20 protein-coding genes are annotated in these 19909 nt (G+C 66.4%); 13 read left to right on the top strand and 7 right to left on the bottom strand.

Annotation, left to right across the window (positions count from 1 at the left end):
* The first annotated feature begins 248 nt into the window (after positions 1-248).
* Entirely contained in the window at positions 249-1415 is a 1167-nt protein-coding gene (locus I6F21_RS30595) for an ABC transporter substrate-binding protein (RefSeq protein ID WP_225141580.1), read from the top strand.
* A 6-nt stretch (positions 1416-1421) separates the two neighbouring features.
* Here the strand turns inward: I6F21_RS30595 and I6F21_RS30590 are convergent, their stop codons facing one another.
* Positions 1422-2399 (bottom strand): hydroxyacid dehydrogenase, encoded by a 978-nt coding sequence (locus I6F21_RS30590; protein ID WP_225141578.1) that lies wholly within the window; start codon positions 2397-2399, stop codon positions 1422-1424.
* Positions 2400-2586: 187 nt separating this feature from the next.
* Here I6F21_RS30590 and I6F21_RS30585 point away from each other — a divergent pair, with 187 nt between their 5' ends.
* The gene (locus I6F21_RS30585; protein ID WP_225141576.1) at positions 2587-4056 is read left to right on the top strand and encodes a caspase family protein; all 1470 of its coding nucleotides are present in this window, start codon (positions 2587-2589) and stop codon (positions 4054-4056) included.
* A gap of 51 nt (positions 4057-4107) precedes the next feature.
* Here the strand turns inward: I6F21_RS30585 and I6F21_RS30580 are convergent, their stop codons facing one another.
* The 3 genes from I6F21_RS30580 to I6F21_RS30570 all read right to left on the bottom strand — a co-directional run bounded on the left by I6F21_RS30580 (position 4108) and on the right by I6F21_RS30570 (position 7337).
* Positions 4108-4473 (bottom strand): hypothetical protein, encoded by a 366-nt coding sequence (locus I6F21_RS30580; RefSeq protein WP_036006488.1) that lies wholly within the window; start codon positions 4471-4473, stop codon positions 4108-4110.
* Positions 4474-4507: 34 nt separating this feature from the next.
* Positions 4508-5812, bottom strand: a complete 1305-nt coding sequence (locus I6F21_RS30575; RefSeq protein WP_225141567.1) for a Spy/CpxP family protein refolding chaperone — start codon at positions 5810-5812, stop codon at positions 4508-4510.
* Positions 5813-5912: 100 nt separating this feature from the next.
* Entirely contained in the window at positions 5913-7337 is a 1425-nt protein-coding gene (locus I6F21_RS30570) for an FAD-linked oxidase C-terminal domain-containing protein (RefSeq protein WP_225131712.1), read from the bottom strand.
* An 87-nt stretch (positions 7338-7424) separates the two neighbouring features.
* Here I6F21_RS30570 and I6F21_RS30565 point away from each other — a divergent pair, with 87 nt between their 5' ends.
* Positions 7425-7931: a thioesterase family protein gene (locus I6F21_RS30565; protein WP_109144952.1), complete on the top strand. Its 507-nt coding sequence runs from the start codon at positions 7425-7427 to the stop codon at positions 7929-7931.
* 64 nt (positions 7932-7995) lie between these two features.
* Here I6F21_RS30565 and I6F21_RS30560 read toward each other — a convergent pair whose 3' ends face one another.
* Positions 7996-8169 carry a DUF1328 domain-containing protein gene (locus tag I6F21_RS30560; RefSeq protein ID WP_036006471.1) on the bottom strand — a complete coding sequence of 58 codons (174 nt, stop codon included), beginning with the start codon at positions 8167-8169 and terminating at the stop codon, positions 7996-7998.
* 236 nt (positions 8170-8405) lie between these two features.
* Between I6F21_RS30560 and I6F21_RS30555 the strand changes: the two genes are divergently transcribed.
* From I6F21_RS30555 to I6F21_RS30515, 9 genes are all read left to right on the top strand, one after another.
* Positions 8406-10964 (top strand): UvrD-helicase domain-containing protein, encoded by a 2559-nt coding sequence (locus tag I6F21_RS30555; protein ID WP_225141564.1) that lies wholly within the window; start codon positions 8406-8408, stop codon positions 10962-10964.
* An 8-nt stretch (positions 10965-10972) separates the two neighbouring features.
* On the top strand, positions 10973-11260 hold the full coding sequence (locus I6F21_RS30550; RefSeq protein ID WP_036006452.1) for a type II toxin-antitoxin system HicB family antitoxin: 288 nt from the start codon (positions 10973-10975) through the stop codon (positions 11258-11260).
* A gap of 88 nt (positions 11261-11348) precedes the next feature.
* Positions 11349-11765 (top strand): hypothetical protein, encoded by a 417-nt coding sequence (locus tag I6F21_RS30545; RefSeq protein WP_225183973.1) that lies wholly within the window; start codon positions 11349-11351, stop codon positions 11763-11765.
* Entirely contained in the window at positions 11765-12430 is a 666-nt protein-coding gene (locus tag I6F21_RS30540) for an OmpA family protein (protein WP_036006447.1), read from the top strand. The genes I6F21_RS30545 and I6F21_RS30540 overlap by 1 nt, the downstream gene beginning before the upstream one ends.
* A 171-nt stretch (positions 12431-12601) precedes the next feature.
* Positions 12602-13120: an Mpo1-like protein gene (locus I6F21_RS30535; RefSeq protein WP_036006444.1), complete on the top strand. Its 519-nt coding sequence runs from the start codon at positions 12602-12604 to the stop codon at positions 13118-13120.
* A gap of 28 nt (positions 13121-13148) precedes the next feature.
* Positions 13149-14180, top strand: coding sequence for an NAD-dependent epimerase/dehydratase family protein (locus I6F21_RS30530; RefSeq protein WP_036006442.1), 1032 nt, complete (start codon positions 13149-13151; stop codon positions 14178-14180).
* Between the two features lie 26 nt (positions 14181-14206).
* The gene (locus tag I6F21_RS30525) at positions 14207-14833 is read left to right on the top strand and encodes an isoprenylcysteine carboxylmethyltransferase family protein (RefSeq protein WP_036006440.1); all 627 of its coding nucleotides are present in this window, start codon (positions 14207-14209) and stop codon (positions 14831-14833) included.
* 133 nt (positions 14834-14966) lie between these two features.
* Positions 14967-15176 carry a hypothetical protein gene (locus I6F21_RS30520; RefSeq protein ID WP_025038081.1) on the top strand — a complete coding sequence of 70 codons (210 nt, stop codon included), beginning with the start codon at positions 14967-14969 and terminating at the stop codon, positions 15174-15176.
* A 139-nt stretch (positions 15177-15315) separates the two neighbouring features.
* Positions 15316-16620: a sorbosone dehydrogenase family protein gene (locus I6F21_RS30515; protein WP_225141561.1), complete on the top strand. Its 1305-nt coding sequence runs from the start codon at positions 15316-15318 to the stop codon at positions 16618-16620.
* A gap of 4 nt (positions 16621-16624) precedes the next feature.
* Here the strand turns inward: I6F21_RS30515 and I6F21_RS30510 are convergent, their stop codons facing one another.
* Positions 16625-17449: an aspartate dehydrogenase gene (locus tag I6F21_RS30510; RefSeq protein WP_036006458.1), complete on the bottom strand. Its 825-nt coding sequence runs from the start codon at positions 17447-17449 to the stop codon at positions 16625-16627.
* Positions 17450-17496: 47 nt separating this feature from the next.
* Positions 17497-18414, bottom strand: a complete 918-nt coding sequence (locus tag I6F21_RS30505; RefSeq protein WP_225141560.1) for a LysR family transcriptional regulator — start codon at positions 18412-18414, stop codon at positions 17497-17499.
* A gap of 272 nt (positions 18415-18686) precedes the next feature.
* Between I6F21_RS30505 and I6F21_RS30500 the strand changes: the two genes are divergently transcribed.
* Positions 18687-19760, top strand: coding sequence for a tartrate dehydrogenase (locus I6F21_RS30500; protein WP_036006429.1), 1074 nt, complete (start codon positions 18687-18689; stop codon positions 19758-19760).
* Positions 19761-19909: the final 149 nt, after the last annotated feature.

The raw sequence follows: 19909 nt of genomic DNA, 5'->3' as shown, positions 1-19909 counted from the left end.
TGGTTGAGGTGCCGGTGCCGCTATCGGAACAAGACGGCGGTTAAGAAGTGCACAATTTCGGAAACCAGTCGTACCGCAATGCGGAAATTAGTTAACGAAGTGCACGAGCGATCCCGGCTTTCTCGACATAAGTTGCCGGTTTTCCCCGGTGTAATACGGCCTCTCTGCGCCGTGGCGCTTAGCGAGCTATTCAGCCTCGCAAGGCTATGTTGCGCAAGGTTTCTTTCAAGGATCCGGCAAGCCTCCCGATGCATCGAATTCGATCAGCGAGATCCGTCGTTCTGACCATCGCGCTTCTGGCCGCGACCACGCTGGTTGCGAGGGGCAACGAGGCCGGCATCAGCGAGGATGCAATCCTGTTCGGCCAGGCCGCGGCGCTGGAAGGCCCGTCCTCCGCGCTGGGACAGCGCATGCGGCAAGGCATCGTCGCCGCATTCACCGAGGTCAATGCCAAGGGCGGCATTCACGGCCGCAAGCTCCAGCTCATCAGCCGCGACGACGGCTACGACCCCGACCGTTCGGTGGCGCAGACGCTGCATTTGATCAACGACGACAAGGTGTTCGCGCTGATCGGTGCGGTCGGCACGCCGACCGCGATGGCGACGATACCGATCACCAGCTCCAGGAACGTGCCCTTCATCGGCCCGTTCACCGGCGCCGAGTTCCTGCGCGATCTCGAGCTTCCGAACGTCGTCAACATCCGCGCCAGCTACGGCGCGGAGGCGGAAGCCTGGATCAAGCATCTCACCGAGGATCGCAAGTTCACCCGCATCGGCATCTTCTACCAGGACGATTCCTTCGGCCGCGACGGGCTTGTCGGCGTGAAGCGGGCGCTCGCCAAGCGCGGGCTCGAGCTCGCCGCCGAGGGCACTTACGAGCGCAACACCCGCGCGGTCGGCCAGGCCTGGCGCATGATCAAGCGCGCCGACCCAGAAGCCATCGTCATGGTCGGGACCTATGGTCCGTGCGCGGAGTTCATCAAGCTCGCCCGCCGCGGCGGCGCTCGTCCAACCTTCGTCAACATCTCCTTCGTCGGCGCCGTTGCGCTCGCCGCGGAACTCGGCCCTGAGGGCGACGGCGTCATCGTCTCGCAGGTGGTGCCATTTCCCTGGGACCGCTCGCTCAAGCTCGTCGCCGACTACCAGGCGGCCCAGAAGGCGTTCGACCCGACGCTGACACCGGATTTCGTGTCGCTGGAAGGCTATCTGTCCGGCCGGCTTGCGGCCGCGGCGCTGGAAAAGGCCGGCCCCAATCCGACCCGCGCCAGCCTGCTGCGCGCCATCAACGATACCGGCCGTTTCGACATCAGCGGCAGCATCGTCACCGTCGGCACACGCATGCTCGACACGCCGCCGAAGGTGTTCCTGACCGTGATCCAGAAGGACGGGACGTTCAAGGCGGTGGACCGGCTCTAAGACCCTTCACGGCCGCCGCGTCCAGCGATCGGCGTTGACGGCGCCTTGCGGGATTTCTCCCCTCGCGATGGCCTCGACCTGTCGCACGGTCTCCAGCGACTGGTATTCGATGGCCTGCGGCGTCAGCCCGCCGACATGGGGCGTCGCGATGACATTCGGCAGCTTGGCAAGATCGGGCGTCGGCATCTGGTCCGGCGCGCGGCCGACATCCATGGCGGCGCCGGCGATGCGGCCCTCACGCAGCGCGCCTGCCAATGCGGCCTCGTCGACCAGATTGCCGCGCGAGAGATTGATGAAGACGGCGTGCTTCTGCATGCGCGCCAGCGCCGCCTCCCCGATCAGGTTTTCGGTCTGCTCGTTGGCGATGGCGAGGCAGACGACATAGTCCGATGCGGCGAGGAGCTCGTCGAGATCGACCTGCCGGATCGCGGCATCGCTGACGGTTACGAAGGGATCGGAGACCAATACCTCCATGCGCAGCACTTTTGCGATCTCGGCGAGGTAGCGCCCGATGCTGCCGTAGCCGATGATGCCGATCCGGCTGCCGGCGAGTTGGCGGCCCATCCGTGCTTCCGGCTTGCGGCCTGCCTGGTAATCTGCGGTGGTCCGCGACACGCCGCGGGAGAGATCGACCATGAAGCCGAGCGCGAGCTCGGCCACGGCCTGCACGAAGCCGGGCCCGGCGCGGGTCACGAGCACGCCGGCTTGCGACGCCGCATCCACGTCGACGTTGCGGATGTCGACGGCGCAGCGGACGAAGGCCCGCAGACGCGGCAATTGCGCAAAGATCTCGCCGCGCCCTTCAGTCATGCGGTCGGCGACGATGATGTCGGCGTCTTTGGCTGCGCGCACCAGGCCGGCGGCGTCCAGCGGCTCATCCTTCTCGTGCAGGATCACCTCGGCGGCCGCCCGCAGGCCGTTCAGGCTGCGATCGCCATAATAGTTGCGCCGCATCTCCGGGGTGTGCGCGAGCAGGACCTTCACGACAAGCCTCCTTCACTAGCCGAATGCCCCCGACAGCGCGGTCGAAAGGTCTAGCACAAGGACGGCTCCGGCAGATACCCTGCCCCATTTTGCCGCGGCCCCTGCGTGATCCAGCGCACAGACGCCCTCATGGCGCGGACTTAGAAAAGGTGCCATCATCGTGCGCATTGCCGTTGGAGGTGACATCATGCGCCGTCCAGTCTTTTCGAATTTGCTTCTTGCGTCCGGTCTTCTCGCACTTTCCCAATTGATGACGCCCACGGACGCGGCCGCTGAGGCGCGGCTTGCGCTGGTGATCGGCCAATCGTCCTATCGCACCGTGCCGGAGCTGCCGAACGCCGCCAACGACGCCAAGGGCATGACGGAGCTGCTCGGCAGTGCCGGCTTCACCGTCACCACGGCGGCCAATCTGGCGCAGACCGAGATGCGCGCGGCGATCTCGGACTTCGCCGGCAAGGTCAGTGCCAGCGGCCCCGACACCGTCGCGCTGGTGTTCTATGCCGGCCACGGCCTTCAGATCGACGGCGAGAACTATCTGGTGCCTGTCGATCTCGACCCCAAGCGCGAGGCCGACATCCCGCTGCAGGGCGTGCGGCTGAACGACATGCTCAACACGCTCGGCGCGCTGCCGACGCGGGCGCGCATCTTCATGCTCGATGCCTGCCGCAACAACCCGTTCCCCGCGCTCAGCGGCGCCGGCCACGGCCTTGCGATCGTCGATACCAAGGCCGGCGCGCCCGGCTCGTTCATCTCCTATTCGACCTCGCCCGGCGCCGAGGCCGAGGACGGCAACGGCCTCGACAGCCCCTATACGACAGCCGTGCTGACGGTCGCCAAGCAGCCGAACCTGCCGATCGAGGAGATGTTCAAGCGCATCCGCGTCGCGGTGGCGCAGTCGACCGACGGCCGGCAGATCCCCTGGGAAAGCTCCTCGCTGACCACCGATTTCAGGTTCTTCGGCGAGAGCGGCGGCAGCACGCCCGCTCTTCCCGGCGCATCCGCCATGGCGCTCGCCGGCGGCACGCGCAACGTCGCGGACTGGCGCAAGACATTGCAGGGCAAGCCGGCCATGGTCGCCTATGAGCTCGTGATCACCGAGGACACCGTGGAGGCGTATCAGGCCTATATCGAGCTGTATGCCCAGGACACCCGCACGCCGCGCCTTCGCACCGTGCTGGAGCGGCGTCGCCAGATGCTGGCGTGGGAGCGTGCCACCGCGATCAACACCCGCGCCTCGTTCGAGGCATACCTCGCGAACTGGGACAACAGCGATCTCGCGGCAACCGCGCGCCGGCTGCTGCTGCGCGTGCAGAACCGCAACTACACCGTGCCCGTGGCCGCCGCGGCGACGCCCGTCGCGGTCGCGATGGCGCCGACCTGCCCGTGCTCGACGCCCGCGACCCCGGCAACGCCGGTCCCGCCCGTGATCAAGAAGCGCGTCGAGGAGACCCCGCCGAAGCGCAAGGTGGTCGAGACGCCGCCCAAGCGACGGCCGCCGTCCGAGCAAGTGGTCTACGAGCGCGCACCGCCGCCGGATCGCGGCCCGCCGCCCGAGGCCGTGATGCAGGGCATCGGCATCGGTGTGGGGATCGGCCTCGGCATGGGAATGGGCGGCCGCGGCGGCGACCATAACAGCGGTGGCTACCGCAGATACTGAGCCGGTCCGGCACCAGCAGCATTCGGCTCGCGCCAATCGCGCGAGCCGAACTCATTGCGACAGGGCCGGATGGTCCCGGAGCACGGCTTCTCGAATCCAGCCTGCCTGGATCGCACGCGACAAGATCTGCGCCGTCTTGATGTCCTCAGCCTTCATGCAGAGATCCACGATGCGGCGCACGGCGTCGTCGCGCATCAGATCGTCGGAGATCTTCATCGCGATCTCCATGGCAGCGCGGGCTGCGCGCTCATAGCGCTCGCGCGTGCTGGTCGGCGCCGAAGCGCCGGCGGCTTCGGCGATCGCCCGCGCAGCCTGGCAGATGTTGCGAATCCGGTCGGCTGCGTCGATGTCGCCGAGCGGCCCCCCGATCGGCTCGTCCCAGACGTCTGCCGGCTCTCGCCTCGCGAACCACTTCATTGCCCCACCAATGGTCTTCAATTGCTCACGGCGTTCAGGACATGCGGCGCGGGCCGATCGCCTCGAACTGCGCCTTCTGCTCGTCGTTGAGCGTGGCGTAGAAATCATCGAGCGCCGCCCGCACCGACTTGATTCCGTCCAGCATGACATCGAGACGCTTGCGGATCGCGGCCATGCGGGCCGGAGGCGTCATCACCTCATTGGGCTCGCAGGACGCCTTGAGCGATGCGCTGACCTTGGCGCTGGTGTCCTGGAGCACCTGGAGTGCCCCGCGCTGGGTGTCGGTGGGACGAAGCCGTTCTTCGATCGTTGCGCCGGGCCAATCGAACGCGGCGGACGGGCTGCAAGTCTGCACCGACGATCCGCCCGCATTGTTCGATGCCGCGGCACGACGTTGATCGTCGGCAAGCGCATTGAAGCGCGCCTTCTGCTCGTCGTTGAGCGAACCATAGAACTGGTCCAGCGCAGGCTGAACCAAATCGACGGCCTTCTGCATCGCCTCGACCCGCTGCTGCATGGCGGCGAGCCGGCCGGGCGCCGTCGCTGCGGCCTGCGTCGGACAGGAGGTGCGGATCAGCGCAGCCGCGTCGATCGAGGCGTTGCCGAGCGCATCGAGAGCAGCGCCTTGCGCGTTCGTCGGCTGCACCGCGGCTGCGATCTGATCGATCGGCAGGCCGACGATGGCGCGCCGATCGCTGCCGCAGAGCTGATCGAGCGGCGCGCTGCGCGCCCGCCGCCGTCCCTGCGGCTGCTGCGGCAGATAAGCCGACAGCCGATCATGGCCATAGGGGCCGAAAATGCCGGCATAGATGTCCGGATACCCGTAGCCCCAGAAGCCGAGCCCGTCGCCCCAGATTGTGTAATCGTAGAGATCGTTATAGGCGAACGGCCAGAACAGCGGCCCGACCCAGCCGTAGCCGCCGCCGGGATGTTGCCACCATCCGCTGCTTGCACCGCTCCAGCCGGCGAGTGCCGCCGCCGCGGCAATCTGCGCGCGGGCCGCCGGATTGCTGATCAGCCGGCCGTTGCGGAAGGCGCTGGCGTTCCAGGCGTTGCGGAAGTTCGCCGGCCGTATCGCGGCATTGCGGATCTGACCGAAGTTCGGGCCGCCACGCCGGGCGCCGGTTGTGAACCGCATCCCGCGATGATGCCCGCCATGCGCATGCCCGCCGCCGTGGCCGCGGACATGGCCGCCGTGGTGACCGCCGCCGCGCCCGCCGCCATGCCCACCTCCATGGCCACCTCCATGGCCGCCGCCGTGTCCGCCCTTCGCGAACGCGGCCCCCGCAAGCATGCAGGCAAAGGCCACCGCGGCAATTCCCATGACCGGTCGCACCATCGCACCCTCCCGCGCAAAGCCCTGCCATTGAGCATCGGAAATTGGCGGGAATTGGAACCGGCAGGATTGCCGAAAGTTCCCGGTTCCGGAGGGCGCCGCCTTATGCCTCCGGCACGATCTTGCCGGGGTTGAAAATGTTGAGCGGATCGAGTGCCTGCTTCAGCGCCCGCATCGCATCGAGCGCCTCGGGGCCGAGCTCGGCCTCGAGATATTTCTGCTTGCCTTGGCCGATGCCGTGTTCGCCGGTGCAGGTGCCGTCCATGGCCTGCGCACGCTCGACCAGACGATGCATGAACTCCTCGCCGCGCGCCATCTCGTCGGCGTCGTTGGTGTCGCACACCAGCGAGCAGTGGAAATTGCCGTCACCGACATGGCCGACGATCGGCGACAGCAAATTGAGGCGCTTGAGATCCTCCTCGGTCTCGCTGACGCAGTCGGCGAGCCGCGAGATCGGCACGCAGACGTCGGTCGCGACCACGCCGATGCTGTCGCCGGGCCGCAGCGCCTTCACCGACCAATAAGCATCGTGCCGCGCCTGCCACAGCTTGGTGCGGTCCTCCGGCTTGGTGGTCCAGGAGAAATCGCCCCCGCCGCAGTCCCTCGCGATCTCGCCGAACGCCTTGGATTGCTCGGCGACCTCGATCTCGCTGCCGTGGAATTCCATCAGCAGCAGCGGCGTCTCCGGCAGCGTCAGCTTGGAATAGGCGTTGCAGGCCTTGACCTGCGCGGCATTGAGCAGCTCGATGCGCGCGACGGGAATGCCGGTCTGGATCGCCAGGATCACGGCCTGGCAGGCGCCGTGGACGGTCTCGAACGACACCGCACCGGCCGCGATCGTCTCGGGGATGCCGCGCAGGCGAATGGTCAGCTCGGAGATGATGCCGAGCGTGCCTTCGGCGCCGACGAACAGATGCGTCAGGTCGTAGCCGGCGGACGATTTCTTGGCGCGCGTGCCCGTGGTGATGATCTCGCCGTCGCCGCGCACCACTTTCAGCGCCAGCACGCTGTCGCGCATGGTGCCGTAGCGCACCGCATTGGTGCCGGAGGCGCGGGTCGAGGCCATGCCGCCGAGCGAGGCATCCGCGCCGGGATCGATCGGGAAGAACAGGCCCTGGTCGCGCAGATGTTCGTTCAGTGCCTTGCGGGTGACGCCGGGCTGGATCACGCAGTCGAGGTCCTCGGCATGCACCGCGAGCACCTTGTTCATGTCGCGCAGGTCGATCGAGATGCCGCCGGCGGGCGCGTTGACCTGGCCTTCGAGCGAGGTGCCGGTGCCGAAGGGAATGACGGGCACGCGATGTTTGGCGCAGATCCGCACCACGTCCTGGATGTCGGCGGTCTCCTGCGCCATCACCACGCCATCAGGCGGCTGGTTGGGGATCCAGGTGGTGGTATGGCCGTGCTGCTCGCGCACGGCCTGCGAGGTGATGAGGCGGTTGCCGAAGCGCGCGGCAAGCTGCTCCAGCGCGCTTGCGAGGGCTTTCGGCTCCGGCCGCGGCGGATTATTGGTGATGGTCGTACCCACGGAATTCCTCCCGACGAGAAGAGACCGTGGCAAAGGACATATAACCGGTCAAGTCAAGGGACCGGACGCATAGCTTGGGAAGGACACATGCCGGAGACCGCCGCCACAGCGCCGAATGCAGAGCCGTTTCGCTCCTCGATCATGCAGGTCGAGCCGCAATGGATCGACTATAACGGCCATCTCAACATGGCCTATTACAACGTGATGTTCGATCGGGCGATCGACGAGTTCTGGCTCGAGCTCGGGATTGGCCCGGTCTACAAGACAGAGCGCCACGGCTCGACCTTCACCGCCGAATGCCACGTGCGCTATTTGCGGGAGATCCATCTCGGCGATCCCGTGCAGATCTTAGTCTGGCTGCTCGACGCCGATGACAAGCGGCTGCACACATTCGAGGAGATGCGGCACGGCACCGAGGGCTGGCTGTCGGCGACGTCCGAGAACATGTCACTGCACATGGACATGAATGCGCGGCGCGTCGCGCCTTTTCCGACCGACATCCAGCAGCGCATTGCTGGAGTTGCCAAGTCCCACAGCGCCTTGACGCGACCCGAGGGCATCGGCCGGAGCGTGGCGATGCCCTCGAAGCGTTAGTGGCTCAGGCGCCGTCTGCCGCCTGTGGTTCACCTCTCCCCGTCGGAGAGAGGTGACATCGCAGCTATATTCTGTTGCGGCCGCGGGCGAGGCCGACGACGGCCGAGACCAGGAACAGAACGACTGCGATGAAGAAGATGATCTTGGCGATCTCGATCGAAGCGCCGGCGACGCCGCCGAAGCCCAGGATGCCGGCGATCAGTGCGATAACCAGAAACGTCACAACCCAGCCTAGCATGGTCAAACCCTCGTCTTGATGTTGTCTGCGATCGACGCGGCTGGCCGCGCCACCTGTCCTGACAATCTCGACGCGGGAACGATAGTTCCGGTCCCGGCGGGAGCGAAATTCGCTGGCTCAGCTGGAACAAATCGGCCTGCCGCGCACGTGGAAAACCCGGCCCGGCGCCCCATATAGGCACCAATCCCTGTTAAGAAGGCTCCCTTCCACCACCCCGCGGTGCCATCGTGGGGCCGATGATTCGCATGACCGAGCCGAGCAAGATCACAGCCGTACCCGACCACCAGCCCGCAGCCGGCGGCATCGCCGCGCGTGCGCGCGCCTCGGTGGGCCCGAAATACCTCGCCGGGCTCAATCCGGAGCAGCGCGAGGCAGTGGAGACGCTGGATGGCCCGGTCCTGGTGCTGGCCGGCGCCGGCACCGGCAAGACCCGCGTCCTGACCACGCGCATCGCGCACATCTTGAGCCAGGGCCGCGCCCGCCCGGCCGAGATCCTGTCGGTGACCTTCACCAATAAGGCCGCGCGCGAGATGAAGCACCGGCTCGGCCAAATGCTCGGCCACGCCGTCGAAGGCATGCCATGGCTCGGCACCTTCCACTCCATCGGCGGCCGTATCCTGCGCATCCATGCCGAGCTGGCGCAGCTCAAGTCGAACTTCACCGTGCTCGACGTCGACGACCAGGTACGGCTGCTCAAGCAGCTGCTGCAGGCCGAGAACATTGACGAGAAGCGCTGGCCGGCGCGGATGCTGGCCGGCCTGATCGACGGCTGGAAGAACCGCGGCTTGATGCCTTCACAGGTACCGTCGGGCGAGGCCGCGATGTTCGCCAACGGCAAGGGCGGCAAGCTCTATGCGAGCTACCAGGAGCGGCTGAAGATTTTGAATGCGGCCGACTTCGGCGATCTCCTGCTGGAGAACATCCGCATCTTCCGCGAGCACCCGGATATCCTCAGGCAGTACCAGCAGCGCTTCAAGTTCATCCTGGTCGACGAGTACCAGGATACGAACGTCGCACAATATCTGTGGCTGCGGCTGCTGTCGCAGGCGCCTTCTTCCACCTCTCCCCGCTTGCGGGGAGAGGTGGCATCGCGAAGCGATGCGGGTGAGGGGGCCTCTCCAAGCACCGAGCTCGTGGAGACTCCCCCTCATCCCGGCCTTCTCCCCGCAAACGGGGAGAAGGAGAAGACCAAAAACATCTGCTGCGTCGGTGACGACGACCAGTCGATCTATGGCTGGCGCGGCGCCGAGGTCGACAACATCCTGCGTTTCGAGCACGATTTCCCCGGCGCCAAGGTCATTCGCCTGGAGCGCAACTATCGCTCGACGGGTCACATCCTCGCCGCCGCCTCGCACCTGATCGCGCACAATGAAGGCCGGCTCGGCAAGACGCTGCGCACCGAGGACCAGGACGGCGAGAAGGTCACCGTCACGGGCTCATGGGATTCGGAAGAGGAAGCCCGCGGCATCGGCGAGGAGATCGAGCAGCTGCAGCGCCAGGGCGAGAAGCTCAACGAGATCGCCATTCTCGTGCGCGCCTCCTACCAGATGCGCGAATTCGAGGACCGTTTCGTCACGCTGGGCCTGCCCTATCGCGTCATCGGCGGCCCGCGCTTCTACGAGCGCGCCGAAATCCGCGACGCGCTGGCCTATTTGCGCGTCATCAATTCGCCGGCCGACGATCTCGCCTTCGAGCGTATCGTCAATACGCCGAAGCGCGGGCTTGGCGATGCCACCGTGCAGATGCTGCACGATCACGCCCGCAAGCGCCGCATTCCCCTGTTCGAGGCGGCGCGCGCGGTGGTCGAGACCGACGAGCTGAAGCCGAAGGCGCGCGGCTCGCTTCGCGATCTCATCGCCCAATTCGAGCGCTGGCGCGCGCAGCGCGAGGTCACCGCGCACACCGATCTCGCCCAGATCGTGCTCGACGAGAGCGGCTATACCGAGATGTGGCAGAAGGACCGCTCGGCGGACGCCGCGGGCCGGCTGGAGAACCTGAAAGAGCTGGTGCGCTCGATGGAGGAGTTCGAGAACCTGCAAGGGTTCCTGGAGCACATCTCGCTGGTGATGGACCGCGAGGGTGGCGCCGAGGACGACGCGGTGTCGCTGATGACGCTGCATTCGGCCAAGGGGCTCGAATTCGACAACGTGTTCCTGCCCGGCTGGGAGGAAGGCCTGTTCCCGAGCCAGCGCACCTTGGACGAACAGGGCCGCGCCGGCCTGGAAGAAGAGCGCCGGCTCGGCCATGTCGGTCTGACCCGCGCCCGCCGCCGCGCAAAGATCTATTTCGCGACCAATCGCCGGATCCATGGCACCTGGTCGACCACGATCCCGTCGCGCTTCCTCGACGAATTGCCGGCGGCCAATGTCGAGATCACGGAGTCCAAGGGCGGCTCTGGATGGGGCGGCAGCGGCGGCTACGGCGCCTCGCGCTTCGACGACATGGAGGCGTTCGGCTCCAGCTATTCGACCCCAGGCTGGCAGCGCGCGCAGGCCAACCGGAATCGCGGCCGAAGCGGCGGCTTCGAGGAAGAGGCCGCGACGTTCTCGACCTCCTCGTCATCCGGTCCCGATTTCGGCAGCTTCGCCTCGCGCCGGCGCGGGCCCTTGACGATCGAAGGCGAGCTGGTCGCCAAATCGACCGGCACGACGTCCGAATTCTCGCTGGAAGACCGCGTCTTCCACCAGAAATTCGGCTATGGCCGCGTCACCAAGATCGACGGCAACAAGCTCACCATCGCCTTCGACAAGGCCGGCGAGAAGAAGGTCGTGGACAGTTTCGTGCAGCGGGCGTGAGACCCGATATGGCTCAGTACGTTGCCATCATCGAGGATGCCGACCCGGACGAAACCGTGAGCTTGTGGTTTCCGGATCTGCCCGGCTGCATCTCCGGCGGCGACGACGTCGAGGAGGCGCTGGAGAATGGGCCCGAGGCGCTGGCGTTCTTTGCGCAGGAGCTGACCGCGGACGGGCGCCAGCTGCCCCCGCCGCGGACGCTGGATGAGCTCAAGGCCGATCCCGAGGTTGCCGAGGACCTCAGGAACCATACCGTCGCCCTGGTCGACTGGCCGCCCCTCGCTGAGGCCGAGTGAGGACTGTTCGCCGCACTGCGCAACTCTCGACAGTTCTCGCCCGAACGCCCCTTGACCGCCGCGAACTTCCCCGTATCAGATGCAACCCATGGTCCGGGGCTCCGTCACATTGATCGTGCTTGCATTGGGGATGCCGTCGCTTGCGGCGGCGGAGACCATGAGCTTTGGCGATTCGATCGGCAAGCTGGCGGCGAGCTGCGGGGCGGAAATCGTCGCCAATTGCCGCGGCGTCAACCCGGATTCGAACCGGCTGAAGGAATGCCTGTCGCGCAATCGCGACGTGCTCTCGCCGCAATGCACGAGCGACTATCTCGGCGTGTTCGACGCCATCCAGAAGCGCGTCGCCGCGCGCGTGACGATAGCGAACGCCTGCCAGCGCGAGATCGTCAAGGTCTGCGGCGGCTCGACCAAGGAGACCAGCAAGTCGATCCCGTGCCTGGTCTCGACGCCCAAGGGCATCAGCAACAACTGCCTGAAGGCCGTTGACGACGCGGGGTATCGCTGATGCGCGCGACCGGGCTCGCTACCGCAGGACTGGGCTTGGCGCTGGGGCTCGCTTTGCTCGCGGGCCCCGCCGGCGCGCAGACGGCGGCGCCGACCCGCGACGACATTGTCGCGAAGCTGAACCATTTCGAAGAGGCCGCCGAGGTTGACCTGCCCGCGCTGAAGCAGCAGGTGATGGAGCGCGCCAAGACCAGGATCAAGAACGATCCGGGGCCGGTGAACCGGCCGCTGATCGCGCCGGAGCTCGCCAAGCTGCCCGCCTTCAATGCGCAGATCCAGTTCGACGCCGACACGCCGATCATCCAGCCGGCGTCCTACCAGACCGTTGGCCGCATTGCGGACGCGCTGGTTCATTCCTCGCTGCTGCCCTACACTTTCCTGATCGTCGGCCACGTCGAATCCAATTCGAAGACGCGCGAGGCCAATGCGATCCTGAGTCAGCGCCGGGCCGATGCGATCCGTGACGTCCTGGTGAACACCTTCAAGATCTCGACCAAGCGGCTGCATCCGATCGGCCTCGGCGAGGAGCAGTTTCTCGATCGGGCCAAGCCGACCTCCGCCGTCAACGGCCAGTTGCAGATCCTGACTTATGCCAAGCTGCCGGAAGAGACGCGTCCGGCTGCGACGCCAGCGCCTGCGGCGAAAAAGCCCGCCAAGAAGCGCTAAGCGAAGGCGGCTCCGCGGCTGACGGAACCCCTTGAAGTGCGGATTATTTTGCAGCCTGTCCCGGGCGCGCGCGCACGGTTTCACGCGACAAAAGTGCCGGTTTGTGCACCGCTCGGTCCAGTGCTATAGCCTCTATTCGCCCTTCCCGACCCCGTGCTGCATGAGACCGAAATGGGTGGCTTTTTCCAGCGCCAACTTGCCGTTTATGTCGAGTACCATCGCGATCCCCGCAACACGGCGATGCATGTGGTCGGCATCCTGCTGCTGTTCACCGGCGCCGTGCTGCCGCTGACGCTGGTCAAGCTTCCGCTGTTCGGATTCAACGTCAGCCTGGCGGTGGTCCTGGCTGTTCCGGTCTTGATTTATTGGCTGCTGCTCGACGCGGCGCTCGGGCTCGGCATTCTGGCCGTCTCCGTCGTGCTGTTTTCGGTTGCGACGACCATCGCGGCGCAAGTCGGCACCGCGACGATGTGGGCGATTTTCGCCACGCTAGTGGTGCTCGGCCTCGCCGCACAGGCCATCGGCCACAAGGTTTTTGAGGGGCGCGAGGCCTCGTTGTTCACGTTCCCCTCGCATCTTTTGCTTGGACCGATGTTCGTCATGGCAAAATTATTCATTGCACTGGGTTTCCGTCGCGACCTTGCCGCGATTCTGGCGCCTCTTCCGGCCAATTCCCTTTCAACCCGATAACGCTCGAAGCGAAACAGCAACCTACTGCATGGCTCTCGTCCTGGTTACCGGTGGCAGTGGCTTCATCGGACATCACCTCGTAGAAGCGCTCCGCGCCCGTGGGCAGCGGGTCCGCGTTCTCGATGTCCGTGTGCCGAGCGCGGCGAACGCGGATGTCGAGCACGTCCACGGCTCGGTGCTGGACTGTGCCGCGGTCGATGCGGCGATCGCCGGCTGCGATCAGGTCTATCACCTCGCCGGCCTGCCCGGCATGTGGGTCGCCAACAAGCAGGACTTTCACGAGGTCAATTGCCGCGGCACCGAGATCGTGCTGGCGGCGGCGATGAAGCGCGGCGTCTCGCGCTTCCTGCATTGCTCGACCGAATCGATCCTGTTCCCCTATTCCGACCTCAAGGGCGTTCCCGCCGAAGAGGCGCTGCAGCCGGCCGAGGCAATGCCCGGCGCCTACACCCGGTCGAAATCGCTCGCCGAGCATCATGCCGCCAAAGCGGCAGAAGCGGGCTTCCCGCTGGTGATCGGCACGCCGACCATGCCGATCGGCGCCGCCGACCAACATCTGACACCGCCGACCGCGATGCTCTGGTACTTCCTGCAGAAGAAGGTGCAGCCGCACCTCAACTTCCTGGTCAATCTGGTCGACGTCCGCGACGTCGCCATGGGCCTGGTCCTGACCATGGAACGCGGCCGCCTCGGGCAGCGCTACATCCTCGGCGGCGACTGCGTCCCGCTCGGCGACATCCTGCGCATGATGTCGACGATGAGCGGACGCCGGCAATTTCCCGTCGTCGTACCCGGCAAGATCGCCGAGCTCTCCGCGATCATGCTCGAATACATCGCCGACCACATCACGCGCCGGCCGCCCAACGGCACCGCCGAGGGCGTGCGGATCGCGCTCGCCGCGAGCGATCTTTCGATCGGCAAAGCCCGTACCGAACTCGGCTATTCGCCGCGTCCGATCGAGCCCGTCTTGCGCGAAACCATCACCCACCTGCTCGCCCGCAACGGCCAGCAGCCCTCCGGCGCCCTCAAGCATCACGCGCTGTCCTCGCGTGCGAGCTGACGCCGCTTCAAACGCAAAGAATCTTCATGTCTTTCGATTTCAGCAAGCTTCTCTCTGTCGCCTGGGGTGGCTGGACCACGACCTGGCCGACGCAACTGCTCGCCCTGATCTGGCTCGCTTTTCTGGTCAGCTGGGTCGGCGCCTCGTTCTGGCAGGGGCAGACCAAGAAGCAGGTGATGACGCTGGAGTCGCAGCGCTATCGCCTGCCGATCCTGGTCGGCGGCATCCTGTACACGCCGTTCATTGCGGAAGCCATGGGCTGGAAGCCGCTTTGGGTGCTCGGCAACACCGGTATCATCATCGCTGCGGTCCTCTCAGTCGCCGGCATCGCTTTCGCATGGTGGGGCCGGCTGCATCTCGGAAAATTCTGGTCCAACACCATCACCCAGAAGGAAGACCACCGCGTCATTGACACCGGCCCTTACGGTATCGTCCGCCACCCGATCTACACCGGCCTAATCTTCGGCATGCTGGTGACCGGCGTTGCGATCGGCTTGGTGACGACGATCCTCGGCGCGATCCTGATCTCGCTCGGCATGTGGCAGAAGGGGCGGATGGAAGAGGTGTTCCTCTCGAAGGAGCTCGGCGAGGACGCCTATGGCGCCTATTGCCGCCGCGTTCCGATGATCATTCCGTTCACGTCGCCGCGGTAAGGGCGTCACGCTCGTATCCCGGGCGCGCTGCGTTGCGTCCGAGGCACGAGCGCACGATCTGCCCCCCCAAGGAACCACCCCTCCGCTCGTCCGTTAGCCCCGACATCTGTCAACGGCCGCAGAGCATCGAGCCATGTCGGACGCCTACGATTATTTTCGCGCACACGCGATCGCCGCCGTTCGCAAGGCGCGGGCGCTGCCGCCCGGGCGTACGAAGCAGAAACAGCGCACGGTGGCGCGGGTCTATCATCTGCTGTCCCGGGAAGCGGCGCTGGCGCCGAACATCCGTCACCTGGACGATTTTCGCGCAGCACGACGGCTGGAGCGGCAGATCGGTCGTTGATCTCCGGGCCGACGCCGCGACCTGTCCCATGCAAATTCGATCGGCTGCCATTCCACGGGAATCGGCCCCTGCGGTGCGCCGCATAGGTTGACGTCGGCCTCGTCAGCCAGTTGGATGCGCGCGCAACCCGGGGCTTGTCATGACGTTTTCCAGCATCTTCGCGCAGTTCGTCGCGTTCATCGGCGGCATCGCGCTGCAATGGCGCAAGATGACGGGCACCGAGCCCGCGCCGGCCTGGGGCGAGAAGCCCGCCATTCCCGAAGCCAAGCCGCAAGGCGCGATTCCGACCTTGAAGATGCCGACCGCACGCGGCTGGCGCGACGGACAGAAGCCGATCGCCGCACCCGGGCTCAAGGTCGATGCGTTCGCGACCGGTCTCGACCATCCGCGCTGGATCGAGGTGCTGCCCAATGGCGACGTGCTGATCGCGGAGGCAACGCAGATCGCGGGCGCCCCGCGCAGCGTGTTCCACTATGCGATGCAGGCGACGATGCGGCGCGCCGCCGCGCTCGGCGTCTCCGCCAACCGCATCACGCTGTTGCGCGACAAGGATGGCGATGGCGTCGCCGAAGTTCGCGGCGCGTTCATGGAGAACCTCAACCAGCCGTTCGGCATGGCGCTGGTCGGCGACACTTTCTATGTCGGCAACACCGACGGTGTGATGGCCTTCCCTTACGTCTCCAACGCCGACCGCATCACCGCGCCGGGCAAGCGGCTGACGACGTTCAAGCCCGCCGGCCACTGGACGCGCAGCCTGCTCGCCAGTCCCGACGGCAAGAAGCTCTATGCCGGCGTCGGTTCGCTCAGCAACATCGCCGAGATGGGCATGGAGGTCGAGCAAGGCCGCGCCGCGGTCTACGAGCTCGATCTCGTTGCCGGCACGCATCGCATCTTTGCGGCCGGCCTGCGCAATCCCGTGGGCCTTGCCTGGGAGCCGACGACCGGCGTGCTCTGGACCGTCGTCAACGAGCGCGACGGCCTCGGCGACGAGACGCCGCCCGACTATCTCACCTCCGTGCGCGACGGCGGCTTCTACGGCTGGCCCTATTGCTACTGGGGCAAGACGGTGGACGACCGCGTTCCGCAGGATCCGGCGATGGTCGCCAAGGCGATTCAACCGGACTACGCGCTCGGTGGCCATACCGCCTCGCTCGGCCTGTGCTGGATGCCCGCAGGCACCCTGCCCGGTTTCGGCGACGGCATGGTGATCGGTCAGCACGGCTCGTGGAATCGCAGCAAGCTGTCCGGCTACAAGCTGGTGTTCATCCCGTTCGTGAACGGCAAGCCCTCCGGCCCGTCGCGCGACATCCTGTCGGGCTTCCTGTCGCCGGACGAGAAGGAATCCTACGGCCGTCCGGTCGGCGTCGCGATCGGTCCCGACAAGACGTCGCTGCTGATGGCCGACGACGTCGGCAACGTGATCTGGCGCGTCACGGGGGCTTAGGAGCTCACGTCCCGACGCAGAGCGTGGCGCGCTGCTTGCGGAGCAGCGCGATCACCGACAACGCGGTGATCAGGCCGGTCTTGGGATTCTCGGACGGGATGTTCTCAATGCCCATCGAGAAGCGCGCTGAGTCCGCCTCGACCTCGATGCGGTGAACGTTGCGCGTCACGGTCGGGTCGGCCCAAACCTGGATCTCGGTGCGATCGGGCCCGATGCCCGCGAGCGACAACGCAACGGCGACATTGACGTTGGCCGGAAAGCCCTTTGCCGCTTCGCGCGCGCTGCCCTCGAACAGCTTCAGCGGTTCGCGCAGATTGTCGATGTCGATGTTGTTCTGAACGATGAACGGCGCGCCCTTCAAGCCGTCGATCGGCTTGCGGGTCACCATCTTCACGGAATGGATGGTGCCGATTGCGGCGGCGTTGACGGCATCGAGTCCGATCAGCGCGCCGGTCGGCACCAGGATACGGCCGCCATTGGCGCGGGCGAGATCGACCAGATCGAAATTGTCGAGCAAGCCGCCGACGCTGACTACGACCGCGGCCTTGCCGCGCTTCACCGCAGGCTCGACGATCGCACGCAGCTGGCTGCTCGGCGCGCATTCGACGACGATGTCGGCGGCCTTGCCGAGTTGGTCGAGCGGCAGGATTGTCGGTGGGCGACGCAAGCCGTCGATGAAGGCTTGATGCTTGGCGGGATCCCGCACGGCCACGGCCGCGAGCGACAGGCCCTCGATGCCCTGATCGAGCGCGGTCGCGATCTTGGTGCCGATCGAGCCCAGCCCGGCAATGGCCACCCGCAATTCGCCTGAAGCCGTCTGATCCGTCATCACCATCCCTCTGTCCTGGCCTCTGTCTTGGCCGATGTCATAGCCGCTCACGCCTCCCGCGCATAGCTGCGCAGGCGGGCTTCCAGAACCGCCAGCATGGCATCGCGGGCCGGATCGCGCGAGCCGCGCAGCCAGGCGGCGGCAAGCGGCAACCGGCCCACCGGCCCGCTCTGCCTCAGTCGAAGCGGCACGAAGCGCACACCGGTCACCGCCATCCGTGCGGTCCAGCGCGGCACGATCGCGACCCCGAGCTTCCTTGCCTCGAGGTTGATGATGGTCTGCTTCTCGTCGGCGACCTGAACGATGCGCGGCGTCAGGCCGGCCTGTTCGAACAGCTTTATGGTGAGGTCGTGGCTGTGCGGCCGCGAGCGCCGGTCCGGCACCAGCATCGCCTCGTCGGCGATATCCGCCAGCGTGATCGCTTTGCGCCCGGCCAGCGCGTGCCGCCGCGGGAACGCAACGATCGCGCTCTCCTGGAGCAGGCCGCGGAATTCGAGCCGCTTGTCCGGCCGGTCAGGCGGACGGACGAAGGCGAGATCGAGCGCGCCGGTCAAAATCTTCGGCAGCAGCCGGACAGTCTTGTCTTCGAGGAGCTGCACCGCGATGTCAGGATGCCTGACGCGGAAATCGCGCAGGAGCGGCGGCAACAGTCCGGCCGCCGCGCTGTCGATAGCACCGACCCGCAGCCGCCGCGCGGTCCCCGCGCGCGAGCGATTGCGCAGGTTGCTCTCGACCGCCTCGACCTTGGCGAGGATGGTGCGGGCATCGCGCAGCAGCGTCGTGCCGTCCTCGGTGAGCGACACCGCGCGCGTGGTCCGCGCGAACAGCCGAGTGCCCAGGTCTTCCTCCAGCAGCTGGATCTGCCGGCCGAGCGCGGAGGGCAGCATCTGAAGCTGCTGCGCCGCGCGGCCGAAATGCAGCTGCTCGGCCGTCGCCACGAAGCATCGGAGCTGATGCAATTCCATTCGCCGTCCTCTCGCCTCGCCCGACCGCGCTTGAGACTTGCGCGAGGTCGTCATGCCCGGGCTTGTCCTGGGCATCCACGTTCTTGGGCCGCGGGGAAAGGCGTGGATGGCCGGGTCAAGCCCGGCCATGACGCCGTGGCGACCTCCCGATGATTATATCATTTTTTTGTATAAACCAGCGCCGATTGAGTTTGCCCGGCACTCTCGTCTAGATTCGCCAGCGACGCCGACGGCCGGATATGCCGGCGCGGTCTCTCAAACGGAGCCTTCCCATGCGCACCCATTCGATCGCAGCCATCCCCGCCGACGGCATCGGCCCCGAGGTGATCTCGGCCGGCGTCCGCGTGCTGGAGGCTCTCGCAAAACGCAGTGGCGATCTCGCCTTCAACGTCAAGACGTTCGACTGGGGCTCGGATTATTACAAGAAGCACGGCGTGATGATGCCGGCGGACGGCCTCAGCGAGCTGAAGAAGTTCGACGCGATCTATTTCGGCGCGGTCGGCGCCCCCGACGTGCCCGACCACATCACGCTGTGGGGCCTGCGCCTGCCGATCTGCCAGGGTTTTGACCAATACGCCAATGTGCGGCCGACCAAGATCCTGCCGGGCGTCGCCTCGCCGCTGCGCAATGTCGGCGTCGGCGATCTCGACTGGGTGATCGTGCGCGAGAACTCGGAAGGCGAATATGCCGGCATGGGCGGCCGCGCCCACAAGGGCCTGCCGGAAGAGGTCGGCACTGAAGTCGCCGTCTTCACCCGCGTCGGCGTCACGCGGATCATGCGCTATGCGTTCCAGCTCGCGCGGTCGCGCCCGCGCAAGCTGCTGACCGTCGTGACCAAGTCGAACGCGCAGCGCCACGGCATGGTGATGTGGGACGAGATCGCGGCCGAGGTCGCCGGCGAATTCCCTGACGTGACCTGGGACAAGATGCTGGTCGACGCCATGACGGTGCGCATGACGCTGCATCCGAAGAGCCTCGACACCATCGTCGCAACCAATCTCCACGCCGACATCCTCTCCGATCTCGCCGGCGCGCTGGCTGGAAGCCTCGGCGTCGCCCCGACCGGAAACATCGATCCGCAGCGCCGCTTCCCCTCGATGTTCGAGCCGATCCACGGCTCGGCGTTCGACATCACCGGCAAGGGCATCGCCAACCCTGTCGCGACGTTCTGGACCGGCGCGCAGATGCTCGAGCATCTCGGCGAGAAGGATGCCGCCTTACGGCTGATGGCCGCCGTCGAGCGTGTCTGCGCCGCGGGCGTGCTGACGCCGGATGTCGGAGGCAAGGCGACCACGAAGGAGGTCACGGACGCCGTGATCGATGCGATCCACGGATCGAATGTTTAGTCTTATCGGATCGAGTGTCGCCAAGGACTCGCTGCACCTCTCCCACTTGCGGGGAGGGCGACGCGCTCGGCAGCGCAATTGCGCGCCAGAGCGCGGCGGGTGGGGGCTCTCTGGGGTCCTCGATCGAGGAGAGACCCCCTCCCCAACCC

The organism is Bradyrhizobium sp. NBAIM03 (assembly GCF_020194055.1).
Lineage (GTDB): Bacteria > Pseudomonadota > Alphaproteobacteria > Rhizobiales > Xanthobacteraceae > Bradyrhizobium > Bradyrhizobium yuanmingense.
This window is presented reverse-complemented; position numbering and strand designations above follow the sequence as displayed.

What these genes read in the sequence shown, in the direction of transcription:
- I6F21_RS30540 (WP_036006447.1), top strand. Translation starts at nt 11,765, where the DNA reads ATGCGCGCGACCGGGCTCGCTACCGCAGGACTGGGCTTGGCGCTGGGG.
- I6F21_RS30535 (WP_036006444.1), top strand. Translation starts at nt 12,602, where the DNA reads ATGGGTGGCTTTTTCCAGCGCCAACTTGCCGTTTATGTCGAGTACCAT.
- I6F21_RS30505 (WP_225141560.1), bottom strand. Translation starts at nt 18,414, where the DNA reads ATGGAATTGCATCAGCTCCGATGCTTCGTGGCGACGGCCGAGCAGCTG.
- I6F21_RS30580 (WP_036006488.1), bottom strand. Translation starts at nt 4,473, where the DNA reads ATGAAGTGGTTCGCGAGGCGAGAGCCGGCAGACGTCTGGGACGAGCCG.
- I6F21_RS30595 (WP_225141580.1), top strand. Translation starts at nt 249, where the DNA reads ATGCATCGAATTCGATCAGCGAGATCCGTCGTTCTGACCATCGCGCTT.
- I6F21_RS30560 (WP_036006471.1), bottom strand. Translation starts at nt 8,169, where the DNA reads ATGCTAGGCTGGGTTGTGACGTTTCTGGTTATCGCACTGATCGCCGGC.
- I6F21_RS30565 (WP_109144952.1), top strand. Translation starts at nt 7,425, where the DNA reads ATGCCGGAGACCGCCGCCACAGCGCCGAATGCAGAGCCGTTTCGCTCC.
- I6F21_RS30555 (WP_225141564.1), top strand. Translation starts at nt 8,406, where the DNA reads ATGATTCGCATGACCGAGCCGAGCAAGATCACAGCCGTACCCGACCAC.
- I6F21_RS30510 (WP_036006458.1), bottom strand. Translation starts at nt 17,449, where the DNA reads ATGACGGATCAGACGGCTTCAGGCGAATTGCGGGTGGCCATTGCCGGG.
- I6F21_RS30585 (WP_225141576.1), top strand. Translation starts at nt 2,587, where the DNA reads ATGCGCCGTCCAGTCTTTTCGAATTTGCTTCTTGCGTCCGGTCTTCTC.
- I6F21_RS30575 (WP_225141567.1), bottom strand. Translation starts at nt 5,812, where the DNA reads ATGGTGCGACCGGTCATGGGAATTGCCGCGGTGGCCTTTGCCTGCATG.
- I6F21_RS30515 (WP_225141561.1), top strand. Translation starts at nt 15,316, where the DNA reads ATGACGTTTTCCAGCATCTTCGCGCAGTTCGTCGCGTTCATCGGCGGC.
- I6F21_RS30520 (WP_025038081.1), top strand. Translation starts at nt 14,967, where the DNA reads ATGTCGGACGCCTACGATTATTTTCGCGCACACGCGATCGCCGCCGTT.
- I6F21_RS30550 (WP_036006452.1), top strand. Translation starts at nt 10,973, where the DNA reads ATGGCTCAGTACGTTGCCATCATCGAGGATGCCGACCCGGACGAAACC.
- I6F21_RS30525 (WP_036006440.1), top strand. Translation starts at nt 14,207, where the DNA reads ATGTCTTTCGATTTCAGCAAGCTTCTCTCTGTCGCCTGGGGTGGCTGG.
- I6F21_RS30530 (WP_036006442.1), top strand. Translation starts at nt 13,149, where the DNA reads ATGGCTCTCGTCCTGGTTACCGGTGGCAGTGGCTTCATCGGACATCAC.
- I6F21_RS30500 (WP_036006429.1), top strand. Translation starts at nt 18,687, where the DNA reads ATGCGCACCCATTCGATCGCAGCCATCCCCGCCGACGGCATCGGCCCC.
- I6F21_RS30545 (WP_225183973.1), top strand. Translation starts at nt 11,349, where the DNA reads ATGGTCCGGGGCTCCGTCACATTGATCGTGCTTGCATTGGGGATGCCG.